Origin of the sequence: Collimonas sp., from assembly GCF_039923675.1 — a bacterium.
In the GTDB taxonomy this organism is placed as follows: Bacteria; Pseudomonadota; Gammaproteobacteria; order Burkholderiales; family Burkholderiaceae_D; genus Collimonas.
Genome location: NZ_JBDTCG010000090.1, coordinates 128,014 through 146,584 on the forward strand (window position 1 = coordinate 128,014; position 18,571 = coordinate 146,584).

15 protein-coding genes and 1 pseudogene are annotated in these 18,571 nt (G+C 57.1%); 5 read left to right on the top strand and 11 right to left on the bottom strand.

Annotation, left to right across the window (positions count from 1 at the left end; genetic code table 11):
• Window positions 1–2: 2 nt before the first annotated feature.
• On the top strand, window positions 3–1,457 hold the full coding sequence (locus tag ABI171_RS20000) for an efflux transporter outer membrane subunit (RefSeq protein ID WP_348094292.1): 1,455 nt from the start codon (window positions 3–5) through the stop codon (window positions 1,455–1,457).
• Between the two features lie 22 nt (window positions 1,458–1,479).
• Here the strand turns inward: ABI171_RS20000 and ABI171_RS20005 are convergent, their stop codons facing one another.
• The 3 genes from ABI171_RS20005 to ABI171_RS20015 form a co-directional block, all read right to left on the bottom strand.
• Window positions 1,480–2,274, bottom strand: a complete 795-nt coding sequence (locus ABI171_RS20005) for a thymidylate synthase (protein WP_348094293.1) — start codon at window positions 2,272–2,274, stop codon at window positions 1,480–1,482.
• A 65-nt stretch (window positions 2,275–2,339) separates the two neighbouring features.
• Complete coding sequence (locus ABI171_RS20010; protein ID WP_348094294.1) at window positions 2,340–3,347, bottom strand: M48 family metallopeptidase; 1,008 nt, start codon at window positions 3,345–3,347, stop codon at window positions 2,340–2,342.
• Between the two features lie 15 nt (window positions 3,348–3,362).
• Window positions 3,363–4,451, bottom strand: a complete 1,089-nt coding sequence (locus ABI171_RS20015) for a YjgN family protein (protein ID WP_348094295.1) — start codon at window positions 4,449–4,451, stop codon at window positions 3,363–3,365.
• Between the two features lie 262 nt (window positions 4,452–4,713).
• Between ABI171_RS20015 and ABI171_RS20020 the strand changes: the two genes are divergently transcribed.
• Complete coding sequence (locus tag ABI171_RS20020) at window positions 4,714–5,268, top strand: polymer-forming cytoskeletal protein (protein WP_348094296.1); 555 nt, start codon at window positions 4,714–4,716, stop codon at window positions 5,266–5,268.
• A gap of 217 nt (window positions 5,269–5,485) precedes the next feature.
• Window positions 5,486–6,355 carry a formyltetrahydrofolate deformylase gene (purU, locus tag ABI171_RS20025; RefSeq protein WP_348094297.1) on the top strand — a complete coding sequence of 290 codons (870 nt, stop codon included), beginning with the start codon at window positions 5,486–5,488 and terminating at the stop codon, window positions 6,353–6,355.
• Between the two features lie 80 nt (window positions 6,356–6,435).
• Here the strand turns inward: purU and tal are convergent, their stop codons facing one another.
• From tal to ABI171_RS20050, 5 genes are all read right to left on the bottom strand, one after another.
• A complete protein-coding gene (gene tal / locus ABI171_RS20030; RefSeq protein WP_348094298.1) occupies window positions 6,436–7,371 on the bottom strand; it encodes a transaldolase in 936 nt (311 codons plus the stop codon).
• A 146-nt stretch (window positions 7,372–7,517) separates the two neighbouring features.
• Window positions 7,518–8,663, bottom strand: a complete 1,146-nt coding sequence (gene ugpC, locus ABI171_RS20035) for a sn-glycerol-3-phosphate ABC transporter ATP-binding protein UgpC (RefSeq protein WP_348094299.1) — start codon at window positions 8,661–8,663, stop codon at window positions 7,518–7,520.
• A gap of 89 nt (window positions 8,664–8,752) precedes the next feature.
• Window positions 8,753–9,598: a carbohydrate ABC transporter permease gene (locus ABI171_RS20040; RefSeq protein WP_348094312.1), complete on the bottom strand. Its 846-nt coding sequence runs from the start codon at window positions 9,596–9,598 to the stop codon at window positions 8,753–8,755.
• A gap of 37 nt (window positions 9,599–9,635) precedes the next feature.
• Entirely contained in the window at window positions 9,636–10,595 is a 960-nt protein-coding gene (locus ABI171_RS20045) for a sugar ABC transporter permease (RefSeq protein WP_348094300.1), read from the bottom strand.
• A gap of 133 nt (window positions 10,596–10,728) precedes the next feature.
• A complete protein-coding gene (locus ABI171_RS20050; protein WP_348094301.1) occupies window positions 10,729–11,982 on the bottom strand; it encodes an ABC transporter substrate-binding protein in 1,254 nt (417 codons plus the stop codon).
• A 366-nt stretch (window positions 11,983–12,348) separates the two neighbouring features.
• Here ABI171_RS20050 and zwf point away from each other — a divergent pair, with 366 nt between their 5' ends.
• Window positions 12,349–13,821 carry a glucose-6-phosphate dehydrogenase gene (gene zwf, locus ABI171_RS20055; RefSeq protein ID WP_348094302.1) on the top strand — a complete coding sequence of 491 codons (1,473 nt, stop codon included), beginning with the start codon at window positions 12,349–12,351 and terminating at the stop codon, window positions 13,819–13,821.
• A gap of 99 nt (window positions 13,822–13,920) precedes the next feature.
• A complete protein-coding gene (locus ABI171_RS20060) occupies window positions 13,921–15,894 on the top strand; it encodes a glucokinase (RefSeq protein ID WP_348094303.1) in 1,974 nt (657 codons plus the stop codon).
• A 130-nt stretch (window positions 15,895–16,024) separates the two neighbouring features.
• Here the strand turns inward: ABI171_RS20060 and ABI171_RS20065 are convergent, their stop codons facing one another.
• The 3 genes and pseudogenes from ABI171_RS20065 to ABI171_RS20075 all read right to left on the bottom strand — a co-directional run.
• Window positions 16,025–16,552, bottom strand: coding sequence for a cytochrome b (locus ABI171_RS20065; protein WP_348094304.1), 528 nt, complete (start codon window positions 16,550–16,552; stop codon window positions 16,025–16,027).
• Between the two features lie 268 nt (window positions 16,553–16,820).
• Window positions 16,821–17,954, bottom strand: coding sequence for a porin (locus ABI171_RS20070; protein ID WP_348094305.1), 1,134 nt, complete (start codon window positions 17,952–17,954; stop codon window positions 16,821–16,823).
• Between the two features lie 415 nt (window positions 17,955–18,369).
• A pseudogene (locus tag ABI171_RS20075) lies at window positions 18,370–18,571 on the bottom strand (carbohydrate kinase); the annotation flags it as partial.

Here is an 18,571-nt window from a genome sequence, read left to right on the forward strand (position 1 = left end):
CCATGCATCACAACATTATCCGGCGCTTGCGCGCAGTCGCTACGGCTTGCTCGAGCGCCGTGCTATTGCTGTTGTTGTCCGCCTGCGCCAATCGGATCGAGATGCGGGAAGCCACTCCCAGCGTCGAAATTCCACAGAGCTGGGATTTGTCGGCCAACACCGGCGAGCAGGACTGGCCGGATAGCGGCTGGTGGCAGCGTTTCGGCAGCGAAGAACTGAGCCAGCTGGTGGCGCAAGGGCAAGCCAGCAACCTGGAAATCGCTGCGGCGGTATCGCGCGTGCGCCAGGCCGAGGCGCAGGCGCGGATTGCCGGCGCGCCTTTGTTGCCGAATGTGGACTTCTCCACCAGCGTCAATCGCGCCTTGCCATTGGCCTCCAGCGGCAGCGCCGTCACTTCCACCAGCGGTTTGCTGGAAATTGGTTATGAAGTCGATTTCTGGGGCAAGAACAGAGCCGGCCTGGTTGCCGCGGAAGCGTCATTGCAAGCCAATCGCTATGACCGTGAAACGGTGGCCCTGACAGTTACCAGCGGTATTGTCTCGACTTATCTGCAAGTATTGTCGTTGCGCGACCGGATCGAGATTGCGCAGCAAAACGTCGATAACGCTGATCGGGTGCTGAAGCTGGTGGCAGCGCAAAGCCGCGCCGGCGCGGCGTCGCCGCTGGATCTGGCGCGGCAGCGCTCGGCGGTGGCCGGACAGCAGGCGGTGATTCCCGATCTGAAGCAGCAAGAGCGCGAGGCGCAGACCGCGTTGGCGATCCTGCTGGGACGGCCGCCGCAGACATTTACCGTCAACGAACCCGGCCTGGCCAAGATCCTGCTGCCGCAAGTCACTCCCGGCTTGCCGTCGGAACTGCTATCGCGCCGCCCGGATATCCGTCATGCGGAAGCCCAACTGGCGGCAGCCAACGCCAATGTCGCCGCGGCACGCGCCGCGCTGTTTCCCAGTATCCGCCTGACCGGCTCGGCTGGCGGTCAGAGCAATGCGTTGCTGTCGTTGTTTAACGGACCTAACATGCTGGCTAATTTTGGCGCCGGACTGGTGGCGCCGATTTTTGATGCCGGCTTGCTCAACAGTCAGCGCGATCTTGCGATTGCCCAGAAACAGGAACTGGTGCAGATCTATCGTTCGACCGTGATTTCTGCGTTGTCGGAAGTCGATACCGCACTAGGGCAGATCAGTAGTCTGGATGAACAGCGCAAATTGAAAGTGACGGAAATGAAACAGGCGCGCTTTGCTTTCGAACTGTCCGAAATCCGCTATCGGGTCGGCGCCGAGGATTTGATGACGGTGCTGGATACCCAGCGCTCCCTGTCGGAAGTGCAAAACGAATTGGGGCAGATCAAGCTGAAGCGGCTGAAGGCGACGGTGTCGCTTTATAAAGCGCTGGGCGGCGGCTGGCAGGACGTACAGGCCAGCCAGCCCAAAGAAGAGCTCGGCGCCGCACATAACTAGCGGCCGGGCCGGGACACGGCTATTACACCGCCACCGGCGCCTTGATGTGTGCCTGCGGATGGTAATCGCTGATTTCAAAATCCTCGAAACGATAATCGAAAATCGACGCCGGATGGCGCGTGATGGTCAGCTTGGGCAGCGGGCCGGGGGTACGCGACAATTGCAGTTCGACTTGTTCCGCATGGTTGGAATACAGGTGGCAATCGCCGCCGGTCCAGATGAAGTCGCCCGCTTCGAGGCCGCATTGCTGCGCCATCATTTGCGTCAGCAAGGCGTAGGAAGCGATGTTGAAGGGCACGCCGAGGAAAATGTCGGCGCTGCGCTGATACAGCTGGCAAGAGAGCTTGCCGTCGGCCACATAAAACTGGAAGAAAGCGTGGCAGGGCGGCAGTTTCATCTGCGGGATATCGGCCACGTTCCAGGCCGAGACGATCAGCCGGCGTGAATCCGGATTATTCTTGATCTGCTCGATCAGCTGCGTGATCTGGTCGATGTGTCCGCCGCTTGGCGTCGGCCATGAGCGCCACTGGTAGCCATAGATCGGTCCCAGGTTGCCGTCGCTGTCTGCCCATTCATCCCAGATCTTGACATCGTTGTCTTTTAAGTACTGGATATTGGTCGAGCCGTTCAGGAACCAGATCAGTTCATGGATGATCGAGCGCAGATGCAGCTTCTTGGTGGTCAGCAAGGGGAAACCGTCTTGCAGGTCGAAGCGCATCTGGTAGCCGAACACAGAGCGTGTGCCGGTGCCGGTGCGGTCGGTTTTGACGGCGCCATGTTGTTGCACATGACGCATGAGATCGAGGTATTGGCGCATTTTGTCTTGATTACTGAAACTAATTCCAAGATTGTAACGCATCTGTCATCCGTGCCGTCCCGGCCTTATTCCGTTTGGGCCTTGAGGATGCGGGCAATCCGTTCTTTGCCGGGCGGGTGGCTTGACAGATAAGGCGAGAAGGCCGCCGGCTGGCTATCGAGCTTTTCAAAGGTGCGCGCCAGTTTGGCGAGACTGATGCCGTTCGCCTTGAACATCGCGATGGCGTAGTCATCCGCCTCCCTTTCGATATCGCGCGAATACTTGAGATCGAGTATCACGGGCGGAATGCTGGCCACCAATCCCGAGACATCGCCGAACAACAGCGTGGTGGTGACGCCCACCGCAGACACCTGGATCAGCCGCCGCATCATGTGGCGCTGGTGCAGATGGCCGAGTTCATGCGCCAGCACGCCCATCATGGCGTCGTCATCGTCCAGCAGCCTGACCAGTTCGTCGGTGACCACGATTTCGCCAGAGGGCAGGGCGAACGCATTCGGACCGATCTTGCTTTTCCGGAAAACGATCTTGAATTCGGGCGCGCCCTGGCGCGGCGGGGTCAGCACACGGAAACTGCTGTCAAGGGCATCTTGCTGCGCTTGCGGCAGGGTGGTCGGGCTGAAGACGCGGTTGTCGAGAAAATCCAGCGTGCTGCCGCCGATCTGGCGCTCCACCGCTTCCGGCAGCGCGTTGGCAATCCAGCCCGAGGCCGCCGGCAACAGATAAACATAGCCCAGCGCCAGAATCGCGATTAGCGCGGCGGTCGCTTGCAGCACGGCGCGCCAGCTTTGTTGCAGGCGGACTACCAGCGAATCGGCATAACCGGTGTGCGCCAGCAGTTCGGCAAAGGCCTCGAGGTCGATGATTTCAAGGTAGGCGCCGTCGGCAAAGGTGACCTTGCGCGAAGCGCTTGAACTCCGGTCCGACACGCGCAATTCGTCAAGAGGCGCTTGCCGCTCGATGTCGCCGGAAATACTGGCGATGCCGGCTTCTACCCTCAGTTCGACGCCATGCCTGCGGGACGTCTTGCCATCAAAGTAAAACGCCCGCACCACCTTGGGTTGCTGATTTTGCATTGGAGCCCGGCAGCTTTATAGCGATAAATCAAAATCCAGCAAATCCGACATGCCTTCGCCGGCGGCGGAACCATGCGGTTCTGCATCGGCAATGAAGTGATCCAGTGAGCCGGCTGCCAGCAAGGTGACCGATTCGAGCCGGTATTTGAGTGCGCGAATCTGCGCAAACGGCGTGAACAAGCCCAATGTGCAAACGATGGCAATCAAGTTGGTGATCATGATGAAAAATACCGTGGTCCACTTCAGGTTGCTCTGGAAGTGGTGCTCGCCTAGCTTGGTGTTGCTCCAGATGAGGTTCTGAACCATGGTCAGGCCCAGCGGAATGATCAGGAACATCCAGGCGTACATGGCCAGTATGATCATGAAGAAGGTGCCGCCGAAGGCCGCCGGACCAGCGTGTTTGCCAGCTGCGCCGAGCGCCAGCAGGCTGCTGCCGAACAGAACGCCGATGCCGATGAAGCCCAGCACGCCGATCACGAAGCAGATCAGGTAAATCTTGTAGAAAGCACCGACGCTGGCGTCAAAGGAAAAATGTGTTGCGCCGAATTTGCTTTCGCTATGCAGGTATTTTTTTGTGCGCTGATGTGCGAAAGGCAAGAGCAGGCCAAGGGAAAAGGCTGACAATAGCGGCAGCAGCAGGTAGTTGAAATAGGATTGGCCGGCGCTGCCTTTGAAGCCGAAACGGATGCCGCGATAGCTGGAATTGTATAACTTGAACTGATAGCTTCGCCAGATCAGCCATGGCATTGCAGCCATCAGGGGTATCAGGACCAGCAAGCCGATTTTCGGATTGGTCCTGATGGCGACTTGGTAGCCGCCGATCAGGACCGCCGCGATGATGCGTCCTTTCAGGATCGCGATCGGGTTGCCGTGGTATTCGAAACTGCTGCCGGCGACGCTGGTGTTGTCATAGAAATACCGGGTGCGGCGCACTTTGGCCCATGCCGAGTAGATGCCGAGGGTAACGATGGATAAAAGAATATTCACTATCCATATGCGGAAATATTCGCTGCCGCGGCCGGTGAAGGTAAATGCTTCTATCGTGGGCTGCGTTGGAGGAGGCGTTGCGGCAAAATCGGACGACGGTGCAGTAGCATTGCTCATTCTTGGTTTCTCCCTAACTTTATTAGCGTTATATTTGTAATTGATTATTCATCAAGCAAGAATTGTTGCTAATCGAAGTCTAACCGAGGTTTATTGCTGTTAGAGTGAGAGTTTGGCTGCGGTTACAATTTAATGATTTTAGGCATGAACTTTTCCGGAGGGCGTCTCTCGAAAGCTGGAGACCTTTGTCTCTTCCGGTCATTTTCATATCGCATCAGCGCGCTGGCCGCACTATTGCACGCAACACCATTCAGGAGATCACATGCTTAAATCAGACACGTTTTTCGGCGGCAAGCGAGAAACACCAACACCGAATTCACCGTTCAGCGCCAGCAGCAACCTCACTTCCGGCAGTACTTCCAACATCCCAAAGGCTAGCAATCCTGTGAGCACTCCAGTCAACCACTCGTCGTCCAGCACAAATGAAATCGGCAGCAAACTGATTGTCGGCCCGAATATCAAACTCAAAGGCGTCGAGATTACCGATTGCGACACTCTGGTGGTTGAAGGCCGGGTTGAAGCGACCATGAATTCGCGCGTGATCCATATCGCTGAAAAAGGCGCTTTCAAAGGCTCCGCTGAAATCGACCTGGCAGAAATCTACGGCGAATTCGACGGCGACCTGACTGTCCGCGAAAAGCTGGTGATTTATTCGACCGGCAAGGTTTCCGGCAAAATCCGCTATGGCAAGGTTGTCATCGAAGAAGGCGGCCAACTGACTGGCGAAGTCCAGGTCGGCACAACTTCCAGCAGCAAGCCGGCAGCCACTCCTGCAAGCAGCGTGACAAGCAGCGCCGCAGCGACTGCCGTAGTCTGAAGCTGTAACCTGCTTCAAACCGCTGTCGGCTAGTAGTCGGACGGATAACATTTGCAGCCGTTCCGGTCGATCATCTCGGCTGGATGGCTGCTTTTGCATATGTCAGTCAGGGCGGGGTTAGTCGCCCCCGGTTTTTTGTCTTGCGTATGCAGGCATGCGACAATAGCGGTTTTGGCAATCCGCCAAAGCCCCACCATTGTCTGCACTCGCCAATACCATGAGCCATCCAGAATACATTCTTACCTTGTCTTGCCTCGACCAGCGCGGCATCGTCCATCGCGTCTCGGGTTTTCTGGCCGATCACGGTTGCAATATCATCGATTCAGCCCAGTTCGGCGATGCCGAGTCCAAACTGTTTTTCATGCGCGTGCATTTTTCGTCGGAAGATGCGGCGATTGCCGACGACGCCTTGCGGGCAGAATTCTCGGCCCTGGCCGGCACCATGCAGATGAACTGGCAATTGCACGATGCCTGCAAGAAGCCTCGCATGATGCTGATGGTGTCGAAGATCGGCCATTGCCTGAACGACCTGCTGTTCCGCTACAAGAGCGGCTTGCTACCGGTCGAAATTACCGCCATCGTTTCGAATCACACGGATTTTTATCAGCTTGCAGCCAGCTACAACATCCCTTTCCACCATCTGCCTTTGGCGGCCGGCGCTTCGGCAGAAGCCAAGCGGGCGCAGGAAGCGCGCGTGATGGAAATCGTCGAAGCCAACAATATCGATCTGGTGGTGCTGGCGCGTTACATGCAAATCCTGTCGCCAGCCATGTGCACCGCCTTGACCGGACGCGCGATCAATATCCATCATTCTTTCCTGCCGAGTTTCAAAGGCGCCAAGCCTTACTATCAGGCGCACGACCGCGGCGTCAAGCTGATCGGCGCCACCGCCCATTTCGTCACCGGTGATCTGGATGAAGGTCCGATCATCGAGCAGGATGTGGCACGGGTGGACCATGCGATGGAGCCGGAGACGTTGACTGCCATCGGGCGCGATGTCGAATGCGTGGTGCTGGCGCGGGCGGTGAAATGGTTTATCGAGCACAGGATTCTGCTTAATGGGCACAAGACGGTAGTGTTCAAGTAGCGAATTGAAAATGGCCTCGATGTGAGGCCATTTTTTTGCCCGCGGCATTTCTTCGCGGGATATCGGGTTATCTGCGAGCGTCAGCGCAATGCGTCTACCATCTTCTCAAGCTTGACCGCATCGGCGCTGAACTGGCGTATGCCTTCCGCCAGTTTTTCGGTCGCCATCGCATCGTCATTCAGCATGGTGCGGAAGATGGTTTCATCCAGGTCGATCTTTTTCACGTCGCTCTGCTGTGAGGCTTCCGGGCTGAGCTTGCGGCTGACCGGGGCGTCGCTTTCCGCCAGCGCCTGCAGCAGATCAGGGCTGATGGTCAGCAGGTCGCAGCCGGCCAGTTCGGTGATTTGCGAGGTGTTGCGGAAGCTGGCGCCCATCACTTCGGTGGCGTAGCCGAACTTGCGGAAATAGCTGTAGATCTGCTTGACCGAAATGACGCCAGGATCGTCGGCGCCGCTGTAATCGTGGCCGCTGGATTTTTTGTACCAGTCGTAGATGCGGCCGACAAACGGTGAAATCAGCTGCACCTTGGCTTCGGCGCAAGCGATCGCCTGCGGCATCGAAAACAATAGGGTCAGGTTGCAATGGACGCCGGCTTTTTGCAGCACTTCGGCGGCGCGGATGCCCTCCCAAGTCGACGCGATCTTGATTAGGACTCGGTCGCGGTCGATGCCGGCCGCTTCGTACAGTTTGATCAGCGCATGGCCCTTGTCGATCGTGCCCTGGGTATTGAACGACAGGCGTGCATCGGTTTCGGTGGAAACCCGGCCCGGAATGATTTTGAGGATTTCCTGGCCGAAGGTGACCAGCAGGTGATCGATGATTTCCTTGGTCGACAACTGGCCATGGTCTTTCACCGCCTGCGCCAGCAGAGGCTGGTATTCCGGCTTCTGCACCGCTTTCAGGATCAGCGAGGGATTGGTGGTGGCGTCGCGCGGCGCAAACGCCTTGATCGACTGGAAATCACCGGTATCGGCAACGATGGTGGTGAATTGCTTGAGTTGTTCGAGTTGGTTCATGGCAGCGTAGAAAAGCAGAGACTGTTAATCGGAAATGCCTTTCTGCCATTCTACGCAATTTATCGGCTTATGCCACCGATGACCACGCCATGAACGTCTTACTTTTTTAATAATCAGATTTGACTTAAGCAGACTTACCCTGAATCTTAGCTGATCCGTTCTTCTGTCTGGGCGTCAAACAACACCGCTTTCGACAGATCGAACGCCAGTTGCATTTCGTCCTTCGGCTTGGCTGCCGCGCGTGGGTGGGTACGGCAGGTTACGCGGGCGTCATTGAAGGTGGTGAACACCAGGGTATCCGGGCCGGTTGGTTCGGTCAGCTCGACCGTGCAGCCGACTTCGGTCGGATGATAGTTGCCATCCGCGTCGCTGGCTTCCGAGGTGCGGGCGCTTTGCGCATCCGTAATGTGTTCCGGACGAACGCCGAGGATGACTTCCTTGCCGATCCAGCCAGCGAGTTCCGGCCGTTGGGTTTGTGCAGGAGCCAGCGGCAGCAGGGTCTTCTGGCCGGCATGCGTCAGCTCGAAAGCGGGGCCGTGGCCATTCGCGACCAGGTTGCCGCGCATGAAATTCATCGACGGCGAGCCGATGAAACCTGCCACGAACAGGTTGCTTGGATTGTCGTAGATTTCCTGCGGGCTGCCGAACTGTTGCACCACGCCGTCCTTCATCACAGCGATACGGTCGCCGAGGGTCATCGCTTCAATCTGGTCATGCGTCACATAGACGATGGTCGCGCCCAGGCGTTGATGCAGCAGCTTGATTTCAGCGCGCATCTCGACTCGCAGCTTCGCGTCGAGGTTGGACAGCGGTTCATCGAACAGGAACAGCGACGGATCGCGCGCAATCGCGCGGCCCATGGCGACGCGCTGGCGCTGGCCGCCGGACAACAGGGCCGGCTTGCGGTCCAGCAGATGGGTGATCTGCAGCGTATTGGCGACCCGTTCGACGATCTGCTTCTGTTCGGCTTTAGGCACCTTGCGGATGCCCAGGCCGAACGAGATATTCTCGCGCACGGTCATGGTTGGATATAGTGCGTAGGATTGGAACACCATGGCGATGTCGCGCTCTTTAGGCGGCACATCGTTGACGCAGCGGTCGCCGATCATGATCTGGCCTTCGGAGACTGTCTCCAGTCCGGCGATCATGTTCAGCAGGGTGGACTTGCCGCAGCCGGAGCCGCCGACCAGGATCAGGAACTGGCCGTCTTCGATTTCGAGATCGATGCCCTTCAGGACTTCGTTGCCGTTCGGGTAAACCTTGCGCACATTGCGAATTGATAAGCTTGCCATCTTTAACTCATTCCTTAATTTTATTCATTGCGGGGCCGCGATTGCAATGCTGTTGCGTGCATTAACCATTAGCGGCCTGTCGCTTCGATTTAACCCTTGACCGCACCGGCAGTCAGGCCGCGCACAAAGTATTTCCCTGCCAGTAGGTACACCACCAAGGTCGGCAGCGCGGCGATGATGGCCGCCGCCATGTTGACGTTGTACTCGGTGACGCCGGTAGACGTATTCACCAGGTTGTTCAAGGCTACCGTCACAGGCTTGGCGTCGGAACCGCCGAACACCACGCCGAACAGGAAGTCGTTCCAGATCTGCGTGAACTGCCAGATGAAGCAGACCATGAAAATCGGCAGCGACAGCGGGAAAATAATTTTGCGATAGGTCATGAAGAAACCTGCACCATCGATACGGGCTGCCTTGACCAGTTCTTCCGGCACAGTGACGTAGTAGTTGCGGAAGAACAGAGTCGTAAAGGCGATGCCGTAGACCACGTGGACGAATACCAGCCCCGGCGTGGTGTTGGCCATGCCTGCCAGGCCCAGCAAACGCGCCATCGGCAAGATCACGACCTGAAATGGAATGAAACAGCCGACCATCAGCGCCGTGAACAGGATTTCGGAGCCACGGAAACGCCAGTGCGCCAGCACGTAGCCGTTGAGCGAACCGATCAGGGTCGAAATCAGCACCGCCGGCACCGCCATCTTGATCGAGTTCCAGAAAAACGGCTGCAGGCCGTTGCAATCGACGCCGGTACAGGCACTGCTCCAGGCTTTGCTCCAGGCGGCGCCGGTAGGCGACATCGGCAGCGACAGCAGGTTGCCGGTACGGATTTCGTCCAGCGTTTTCACCGAGGTGCTCAGCATCACGTACAGCGGCGCCAGGTAGTACAGCGCGCATAGCACCAGCAGTGTGTAGATCAGCACGCGGCCGGCGGTCAGCTTGCTGCCTTCGTGATAGATGGAATTACTTGTGTTGTCAGTGGCCTTTGTCACGCTGCGCTCCTTTGGTTTCCAGATACATCATCGGCACCAGCACTGCCAGTACGGTAGCCAGCATCATCATTGCCGATGCCGCACCCAAGCCAAGTTGACCGCGTGAGAAAGAAAATTGATACATGAAAATTGCCGGCAGGTCGGAAGATGTGCCCGGACCGCCTGCGGTCAGCGCCATCACCAAGTCGAAACTCTTGATCGCGATGTGCGCCAGCACCAGCAATACGCTGAAGAATACCGGACGCAGCGCCGGGATGACGATGCGGCGATAGATGGTCGGCAAGCTGGCGCCATCTACCATGGCAGCCTTGATGATACTGTCGTCGATGCCGCGCAGGCCGGCCAGGAACAGCGCCATCACAAAGCCCGATGATTGCCAGACGCCGGCGATCACCACGGTATAGATGGAGAAATCGGAGTTCACCAGCCAGTCGAAATGAAAATTGGCGAAACCCCAGTCGTGCATCATTTTTTCCAGGCCCAGGCCTGGATTCAGGATCCACTTCCAGGCCGCACCGGTGACGATGAACGAGAGCGCCATCGGATACAGGTAGACTGCGCGCAACGCGCCTTCAGCCCGGATTTTCTGGTCCAGCAAGATCGCCATGGTGAGGCCGATGGCCAGGCAAAAAAGAATGAACAGGCCGCCGAAAATGCCCAGGTTGGCCGCAGCTACCCACCAGCGGTCCAGGCCGAACAGCGCGACATATTGATTGAAACCGGAAATTTCATAATTCGGCAGCAGCCGCGAATTGGTCAGCGACAGCCACGCGGTAACCGCGATGAAGCCGTACACGAAGACCAGTGACAGGATGATAGTAGGTGACAATACCAGGCGTGGTAGCCAGGCATCGGCGATTGCCGCAATCCGCCCTTGCTGCTTGGGGGTGTGGCTTGGACTCCCGACAGCGGCTGCTGTATAAGGGAGGGTGTGATCGGACATGCAAGTCTCCTGAAGCAGGATCAGAGCCATGTACGGCAGTGGCGGGCACTACCGGACATGGCGGGGGCCGAAATCGATGCGACTCGCTTCGGCCCCTGTTCTCATTTACTCTAATTAAACAATAAAAAACGGCTTATTGCGTCTTTGCTGCTTTTGCCAGCGCCTGGACTGCGGCTTGCGAGGTCATGTTGGAGTTCATGAACTTGGAAACCACGTCGAGGATCGCGCCTTGTACGGCGGAATTGACTGCCATGCCATGCGCCATGCTTGGCTCCAGCGTGCCGGCCTTGTTGGAGGCAGCCATGTCATCCATCGATTTGATGGCGCAGCTGTCGAACTTGGCGCGGGAGACGTCGGACCGGACCGGGATCGAACCCTTGTTCAAGTTGAAGATCTCTTGGAATTCAGGGCTCATGATGGCGGTTGCCAAGGTCAGCTGGGCTTTTTGGGTTTCCGGGTCTTTTACCTTGAACATGGCGATCGAGTCGATGTTGTAGGTGTAGGAATTGGCAGTGCCAGGTGCTGGAACGCAGAGGAAATCCTTGCCTGGTGTCTTGCCTGCCGCAGTGAATTCGCCCTTGGCCCAGTCGCCCATGAACTGCATGCCGGCCTTGCCGTTGATGACCATCGCAGTCGCCAGGTTCCAGTCGCGGCCGGCGGCGTTCTTGTCGATGTAGCCCTTGATCTTGCCCAGTGTATCGAAGGTCTTGATCATGGTCGGGCCGGTCAGGGTGGCAGGATCGAGCTTGACCAGCGCCTTGTTATAGAAGTCGGCGCCGCCGACGCCCAGGGCGACAGTTTCAAACACGGTGGCATCTTGCCAAGGCTGGCCGCCATGGGCAATCGCAATGAAGCCGGCTTTTTGCATCTTGTCTGCAGCGTCAAAGAATTCCGGCCAGGTGGTCGGTGCTTTTGCGCCGGATTTCTTCAAGACTTCCGGGTTGATCCACAGCCAGTTGACGCGGTGGACGTTGACCGGCGCCGCAACATAGTGGCCCTGGTACTTCATGGTGTTGGAAACCACCTTAGGCAGCAGCGAGTCCCATTTGCCTGGAGTAGCCGCGGCATCGATATTTGCCAGCACGCCTTCCTGGCCCCATTCCTGGATCGATGGGCCCTTGATCTGGGCCGCTGTCGGAGGGCTGCCTGCGATCACGCGGGCTTTCAGGGCGGTCGTTGCATTTTCACCGGCGCCGCCGGCGACCGCGAAGTCCTTCCAGGTCACGCCTTTGGCTTCCATGATCTTCTTCAATTCGGCGACAGATTTGGCTTCGCCGCCGGAAGTCCAGTAATGGAGTACTTCAACTTCAGCCGCGTGAACTGCCGCGGCGCTGGACAGCAATGCAGTGGTTGCGAATACCGATTTTATTATTTGACTCAGTTTCATACTTGTCTCCTGTGTTGAGTTGCGCTTGTGATTAACTAATGTCTGCTTCGCTTGCCTGATCGGGCGCTGAATCAGTGACTGCCCGATTGAACGCCTGATCTGATTATTGCCTTGTCTCTATTGCCCTACCTGAAAACCTATCCCAATGTGCACCGGGACGGAAATCTGTTGCTGTACCGGATCTTTGCGCAAAGCCGTTGCCTGCGAATACGACGGTCCATGTGTATCATGTCAAAACTAGTAAAACTACATGCGATCTTGAGTTTCACTGCAAATAAGCCGGATTTACTCTCTTCGCCGCTTGTAATTGTAGTAATGCTACATTAATATTGCAATATAAGTTTTTTATTTATTACAAAAATTTTGATGCAACCAAATATTCCTTTTACATTTACCTTATTCGGCGCTACCGGCGATTTATCGATGCGGAAGATTCTTCCTGCGCTGTTTGTTGCTCATAGGGAATGGAAATTGCATCAGGACGGCCGCATCATCTGTGTCGCCAAACAGGATTTCAGCCAGGAAGACTATCTGGCATGGGTAAGCAAGAGCGCCGCACCTTATATAAAGGGCGATTTCGCCGGCGTCGACGACGCGCTGTGGCAAAGCTTCCTGGCGCGCCTGACGTATCTGCCGCTGGATTTGCTGGATAGCGCCGGTTATCAGGTCTTGGCCAAGGCGCTGGCCGCCGGCAAGGCGGTCTCGGTATTTTATCTGGCTACATCACCGGCGCTGTTTGAGCCGATTTGCGCCAATCTGGCGGCCAGCAAGATCGATCTGTCGCAAGCCCGGGTCGTACTGGAAAAACCGCTGGGCCATGATCTGCTGTCTTCGCGCGCGATCAACGACGCTGTGGCGCGGGTGTTCGCCGAAGAACAGATTTATCGCATCGATCACTATCTGGGCAAGGAAGCGGTGCAAAACCTGCTGGCTTTGCGTTTTGCCAATTCTCTGTTTGAGCCGCTATGGCGGCGCGAATCGGTGGCCCACGTACAGTTGACGATTGCCGAGCAACTGGGGGTCGAGGGCCGCGGCGATTTCTACGATTCAACCGGCGCCATGCGCGACATGGTGCAAAACCACCTGCTGCAATTATTGTGCATGGTGGCGATGGAGCCGCCGACCTCGATGGACGCCGATGCGGTGCGCGACGAGAAATTGCGGGTATTACGCGCCTTGAAGCCGTTTTCAGCGGAAGACATGGAACTCAAGGCGGTGCGCGGCCAATACATTTCAGGGGCGGTAGAAGGGCAGTCGGTGACCGGCTACCGGCAAGAACCGGGCGTCGCCGCACAGTCGCAGACGGAAACCTTCGTCGCCCTGCATGCCGAAATCAACAACTGGCGCTGGGCCGGTGTGCCGTTCTTCCTGCGCACCGGCAAACGCCTGGCGCAGCGCACGGCGGAAATCATCATTACCTTCCGGCCTATCCCGCATGCCATCTTGCCGATGCCGGGCGGCCAGGCCGGGGCCAGCAGCAATCGCCTGGTAATCCGCCTGCAACCGGATGAATCGATCCAGCTGCACTGCCTGGCGAAGCAGCCGGGCGACGGCATGACCGTGCAGCCGGTAGCGCTAGACCTGGCGTTCGATCAGGCTTTCAAGCAGCGCCGGGCAGAGGCCTATGAGCGCTTGCTGGTGGATGCGATCCGGGGAAATTTGTCTTTATTCGTGCGGCGCGACGAGCAAGAAGCCGCCTGGCGCTGGGTGGAGCCATTGTTGCGCCACTGGCAAACCAGCGCGTCTGCGCCTAAACCTTACATGGCAGGCAGCTGGGGCCCGACGGCATCGTTCGCGATGATGGAACGGGCCGGCGCTCAATGGCCGGAAGATCGTTGAACACGGGATTCTGACTGAACAATTATTTTAAGAAGCGAGGCAGGCCGATAATTTGCCGCCGCCATCCTACCAACAGTATTCAAGTGAAAGTTTTACACCATGTCTTCATCCACGATCATGACCGCTAGCGAGAATTCGGCTACTAGCTATCTGGATGGTCCACGTTTGCTGGCAGATGTCGGCGGCACCAATGCGCGTTTTGCGCTGGAGCGCGCGCCGGGCCAGATCGACGCGATACAGACCTTGCGTTGCGCCGATTATGCGGAGTTTGCGTTGGCGGTGGAGGCTTACCTTGCCAACAGTGCGCATCCGCAAGTGCGCCACGCCGCCATCGCGATTGCCAATCCGGTGCAAGGCGACGATATCAAGATGACCAATCACGATTGGGAATTCTCGATAGAAAACACGCGGCGTCGCTTGAACCTGGATACGCTGCTGGTGGTCAATGATTTCACCGCATTGTCGATGTCCTTGCCGCATCTTGAACAATCGCATTGTCTCCAGGTCGGCGCCGGCAGGGCGCTCAGCGGTGGCGTGATCGGGCTGGTCGGCGCCGGCACCGGGCTTGGCGTCGGCGGCCTGATTCCTACCGAAGGGCGCTGGATTGCGCTGGGCAGCGAAGGCGGCCACGTCACCTTCGCGCCGGGCGATGCGCGCGAGGCGGCGGTGCTGGCTTATTGCTGGCGTACTTATTCCCACGTGTCGGCCGAACGGCTGGTGTCCGGCCCGGGCATCGAGATGATTTACCAGGCGCTGGCCGAACTGCAAGGCATCGCCAAGCCGGAGCCGTTGCAAACGGCGCAAATCGTCGAGCGCGCCTTGCAGGGCCAGGATGGCCTGTGCATGGAAGTGGTGGAATGTTTCTGCGCGATGCTTGGTACGGTGGCGGCGGACGTCGCGGTTACTTTGGGCACCTTGGGCGGCTTGTATATCGGTGGCGGCGTGGTGCCGCGCCTGGGCGATTATTTTGCGCGCTCGCCGTTCCGCGCGCGCTTCGAGAACAAGGGGCGCTTCAGCAACTATCTGGCGAAGATCCCGACCTTTGTCATTACCGCTCCTTATCCGGCGTTTGTCGGCGTCGCCGCGATCCTGTCCGAGCATCTGGGCGGCGGCAATGCCGTGCCTATCCTGGAAAAAATCCGCAAGGCGCGCGACCAATTCTCACCGGCCGAGCAAAAGGTCGCCAGCCTGATCCTGGCCCATCCGCGCGCCGTGATGAGCGAGCCGATCTCGGAAATCGCCCGCCGCGCCGATGTCAGCCAGCCGACCGTGATCCGCTTCTGCCGCACCATGGGTTGCCAGGGCCTGGCCGATTTCAAGCTGAAGCTGGCCTCGGGCGTTACCGGTACGGTGCCGGTCGCGCACAGCCAGGTGCATGTCGGCGATTCGTCGCTGGACGTTGGCGTGAAAGTGGTCGACAACACCATTTCCGCCATGATGGAAGTGCGCGACAACCTCAACGCCGATACCTTGTCGCGCGTGACTGAAGTGTTGAGCCAGGCTAGCCGCATCGAATTCTACGGCTTCGGCAGCTGCGGCCTGGTGGCGGAAGATGCGCAGCAAAAATTCTTCCGCCTCGGCATTCCGTCATCGGCCTATACCGATCCGCAATTGCAGGAGGTGTCGGCCGCCATGCTGAAAAGCAGCGATGTGGTGGTGGTGATTTCCAATTCCGGACGCCTGCGCCATCTGGCGCCTGCGGTCGAGGTTGCAGTGCATTCCGGTGCCACCATCATTGCCTTGGCGCCAAGCAATTCGCAACTGGCCAAGCGCGCGCATTACACGCTGGCGGTCGAGCATGACGAAAGCAGCATGATGCATATCCCGATGGTCTCGCGGATTCTGCTGCTACTCCTGATTGATGTGCTGGCGGTGGGTGTCTCGCTCAACCGTTCCAGTCCGTTTGCCGAACTGCAGCGCCAGGCCAAACGCGGCATCCTGACCCATATCGCCTCGTTGGATGAATCTGCCAGCGACAAGATTACCGCTGAAGGCAGCGGCAAGACAGTACAGTCGACCCGTGCCGATCAGGAGGTGACCTTGTCGCCGAATGTCATTTCGCATATCAAATAAATCGAAGCAAGACTGCCGATCTCTTCGTACAAGAGGTTGGCGGTACCCGCAAGATACGCCCATCCCGCCCCGTTCTCCTGCTGCAAAATCAGACTGGTACGATTTACCGGGTTCTCAGCCCGATGCCGGACTAGATGATCCGCCGCAAGATATTGTCGCGTTTGATGAAGTGATGCCATAGCGCCGCCAGGGCGTGCAGGCCGATTACCCAATAAAAGACATTTCCCAACGTCTCGTGGATTTCTTTCACCAGTTTGCCAAGATCGTGATTGGGGCCAACGATCGTCAACGAGCCCAATCCGGCCAAGGCGACAGGATGACCGGCGAGATTTACGCATAGAATCCCGAGTATCGGCTGGACAATGATGAATACATACAGCAACACATGCGAAGCCTTGGAAAGCAATTGCAGAATCGGCGCAGCCGCTTCCGGGGCCGGAGGCGACTTATAGCCGCGCCAGGCGACGCGCACGATCGATAACGCTAGTACGCTGCAGCCGGCCCAGAAATGGGTTGCAGTCCAGAATACGCGCGAGTCGCTCCCCTTGGGGCCGCGAAGTTCAATCGCCAGATAAGCCAGGGCGACCAGCAGGAAAATAGCCCAGTGCAGCACGATTGCCGGCCGAGAAAAACGTTCTTGCGGGGTGAGAGCGGGCATGGTCGCCATTCTATAGGGAAGTTGAGCCGTGATTTTGTCACACCGCTTTTGCAAAAACAATGCGAGACAGTGATGGTGGTGATTATTGGCTGGATAAAGCGGCCGCCCATAAAAAATGCCCATTCGCACGCGAATGGGCAAAGTCTGGGAGTTACCCAGGGACGTCTTTCACTAATTGCCACTCTTCGCAGCAAGCACTACAAGGCAGTACTAACAAGAACAACTGGCGCACCGAGCTCAAGCGGCGCGCCAATCATGCTCGCTATCTTTAGAACGAGTGGCTGATACCAGTGTAGAACGTACTTTGGTTCTGTCCAACCAAACCGTCGCTGCTGCCGGTTTGAACTTGGAAGTCGGTGTTCGAACCATTGCGGATAGTACCGACGCTCGCGTACAGCAGAGTGCGCTTGGACAAGCTGTAGTTGGTGCCAAGCATGAACAGGTTTGCGCTGCCGACGTCATGGTTAAGCTTGACGTGGTAAGCCGCGCCGATCAGTGTCAGGGCCGGGCTCAACTGGTAGTTGGCGCCGAGCCAGAATTGATTGGCTTTGTTGGCCGAAGCCATGCTCCCAGCAGGTGCCAAAGAAATGTTCTGTGCCGGTGCTGACAGATTTTGCCAGCCGGCGAACAGTTTTACCTTGTCGAATGTTACGTTGCCGCCGACGGTAATTTCTTTGGAGCGCGAGAACAAGTCGTCATAAGCGCCGTTTTGGCTACGTGCCGTATCGTACATCGCCAGGAATTCATAGTTTTGTACCGCGTAACCGACCGCGAGACCGGTGCTGTTGCCGATAGTCGAGCCTGCTGGTCCGCGTGTGAACGATCCTGCAGCTTCGCCGGCGCCGTACATGGCGTGCACGTAGAAACCACCCATGTCCGGTGTGATGTACTGGATCTGGTTGCTGGTTTGTGGCCAGTTGCGGCCTTTGAACAAGGTGGACGTACTCATGTTCTGTTGTCCGGTAGGATCGATGCTCCATACCCGGTCGCTTGGCAATGCCAAGTCGCGCCCGATTTTTACGGTACCGAAGCCACCGTTCAGGCCAACGTACGAGCGGCGATTAAACAAGCCGCTGCCGTTGAAAGAGCCAGTGTCCGCCTGGAATCCGCTTTCCAACGTGAAAATCGCTTTCAAGCCGCCGCCCAGATCTTCGTTGCCCTTGAAGCCGATCATGCTGGTACCCCATTCATTGCCGCCTACGCCCCATTGGCCGCCGCGAATGGTATTGCCATTTGCATCTTTGCTTACTTGATTGCTTTGGTAATTGATGCCGGCGTCAACGCGACCATAGATGGTCACATTGGTTTGCGCTTGGGCTTGGCCTGCGAAGGCGCAAGCCAGAACAGCTGCAACCGCGAGTGGCTTGGCCAACGGCATGGCTTTCAGAACGGATTTTCTCATTTCATCTCCTAAGTAAAAATGTGGCGTTGACCACTGCTTTCCGAGTCTTGTGAAGCTCGAAATTCTTGAATCGGACTTTGCTTATTGCGCGTACTTTGCTGTAGTACTTTACTTCGCGTATTTGCTTCGTTTATTGCCGATTTCTTTGTTGGTAAGAATGGTAAACCGATTTATGAAATTTTTGTTTTATTTGTGTAGTTTTACTATATTTCTGTTGCTAATTTACAGCATCGCTTGATTTTTCATCCTTGCCGTGAGTACATATGGCAGCTAGAAGACCTATCAGAAATGCCCCGGTTTGGTGATTTTTTTATTTGTTTGCATATGGAAACATTTTTATCTGTATTTTTACTACAAGTAATTTTGATACATTTATACATATTTGCACCGCTGCATAGATGCGACTGCAACAATTTCAGATTTTTCCCAACAAGGCGCGTACCTGAGCCAGTTGCGGCGGTTTGGCTCCTGCGTTCAGGCAGGCGGCTGAACCGCAGGCCACGGAAAATTTCAAATGTTGCAACCAGTCGGGCGTGACGGGCCGGCCGGCAGATGCCGGCGCCGCGCTTGCTTCCTGTATCAGGGAGTAGATCAGTCCGGCGATGCCGGCATCGCCG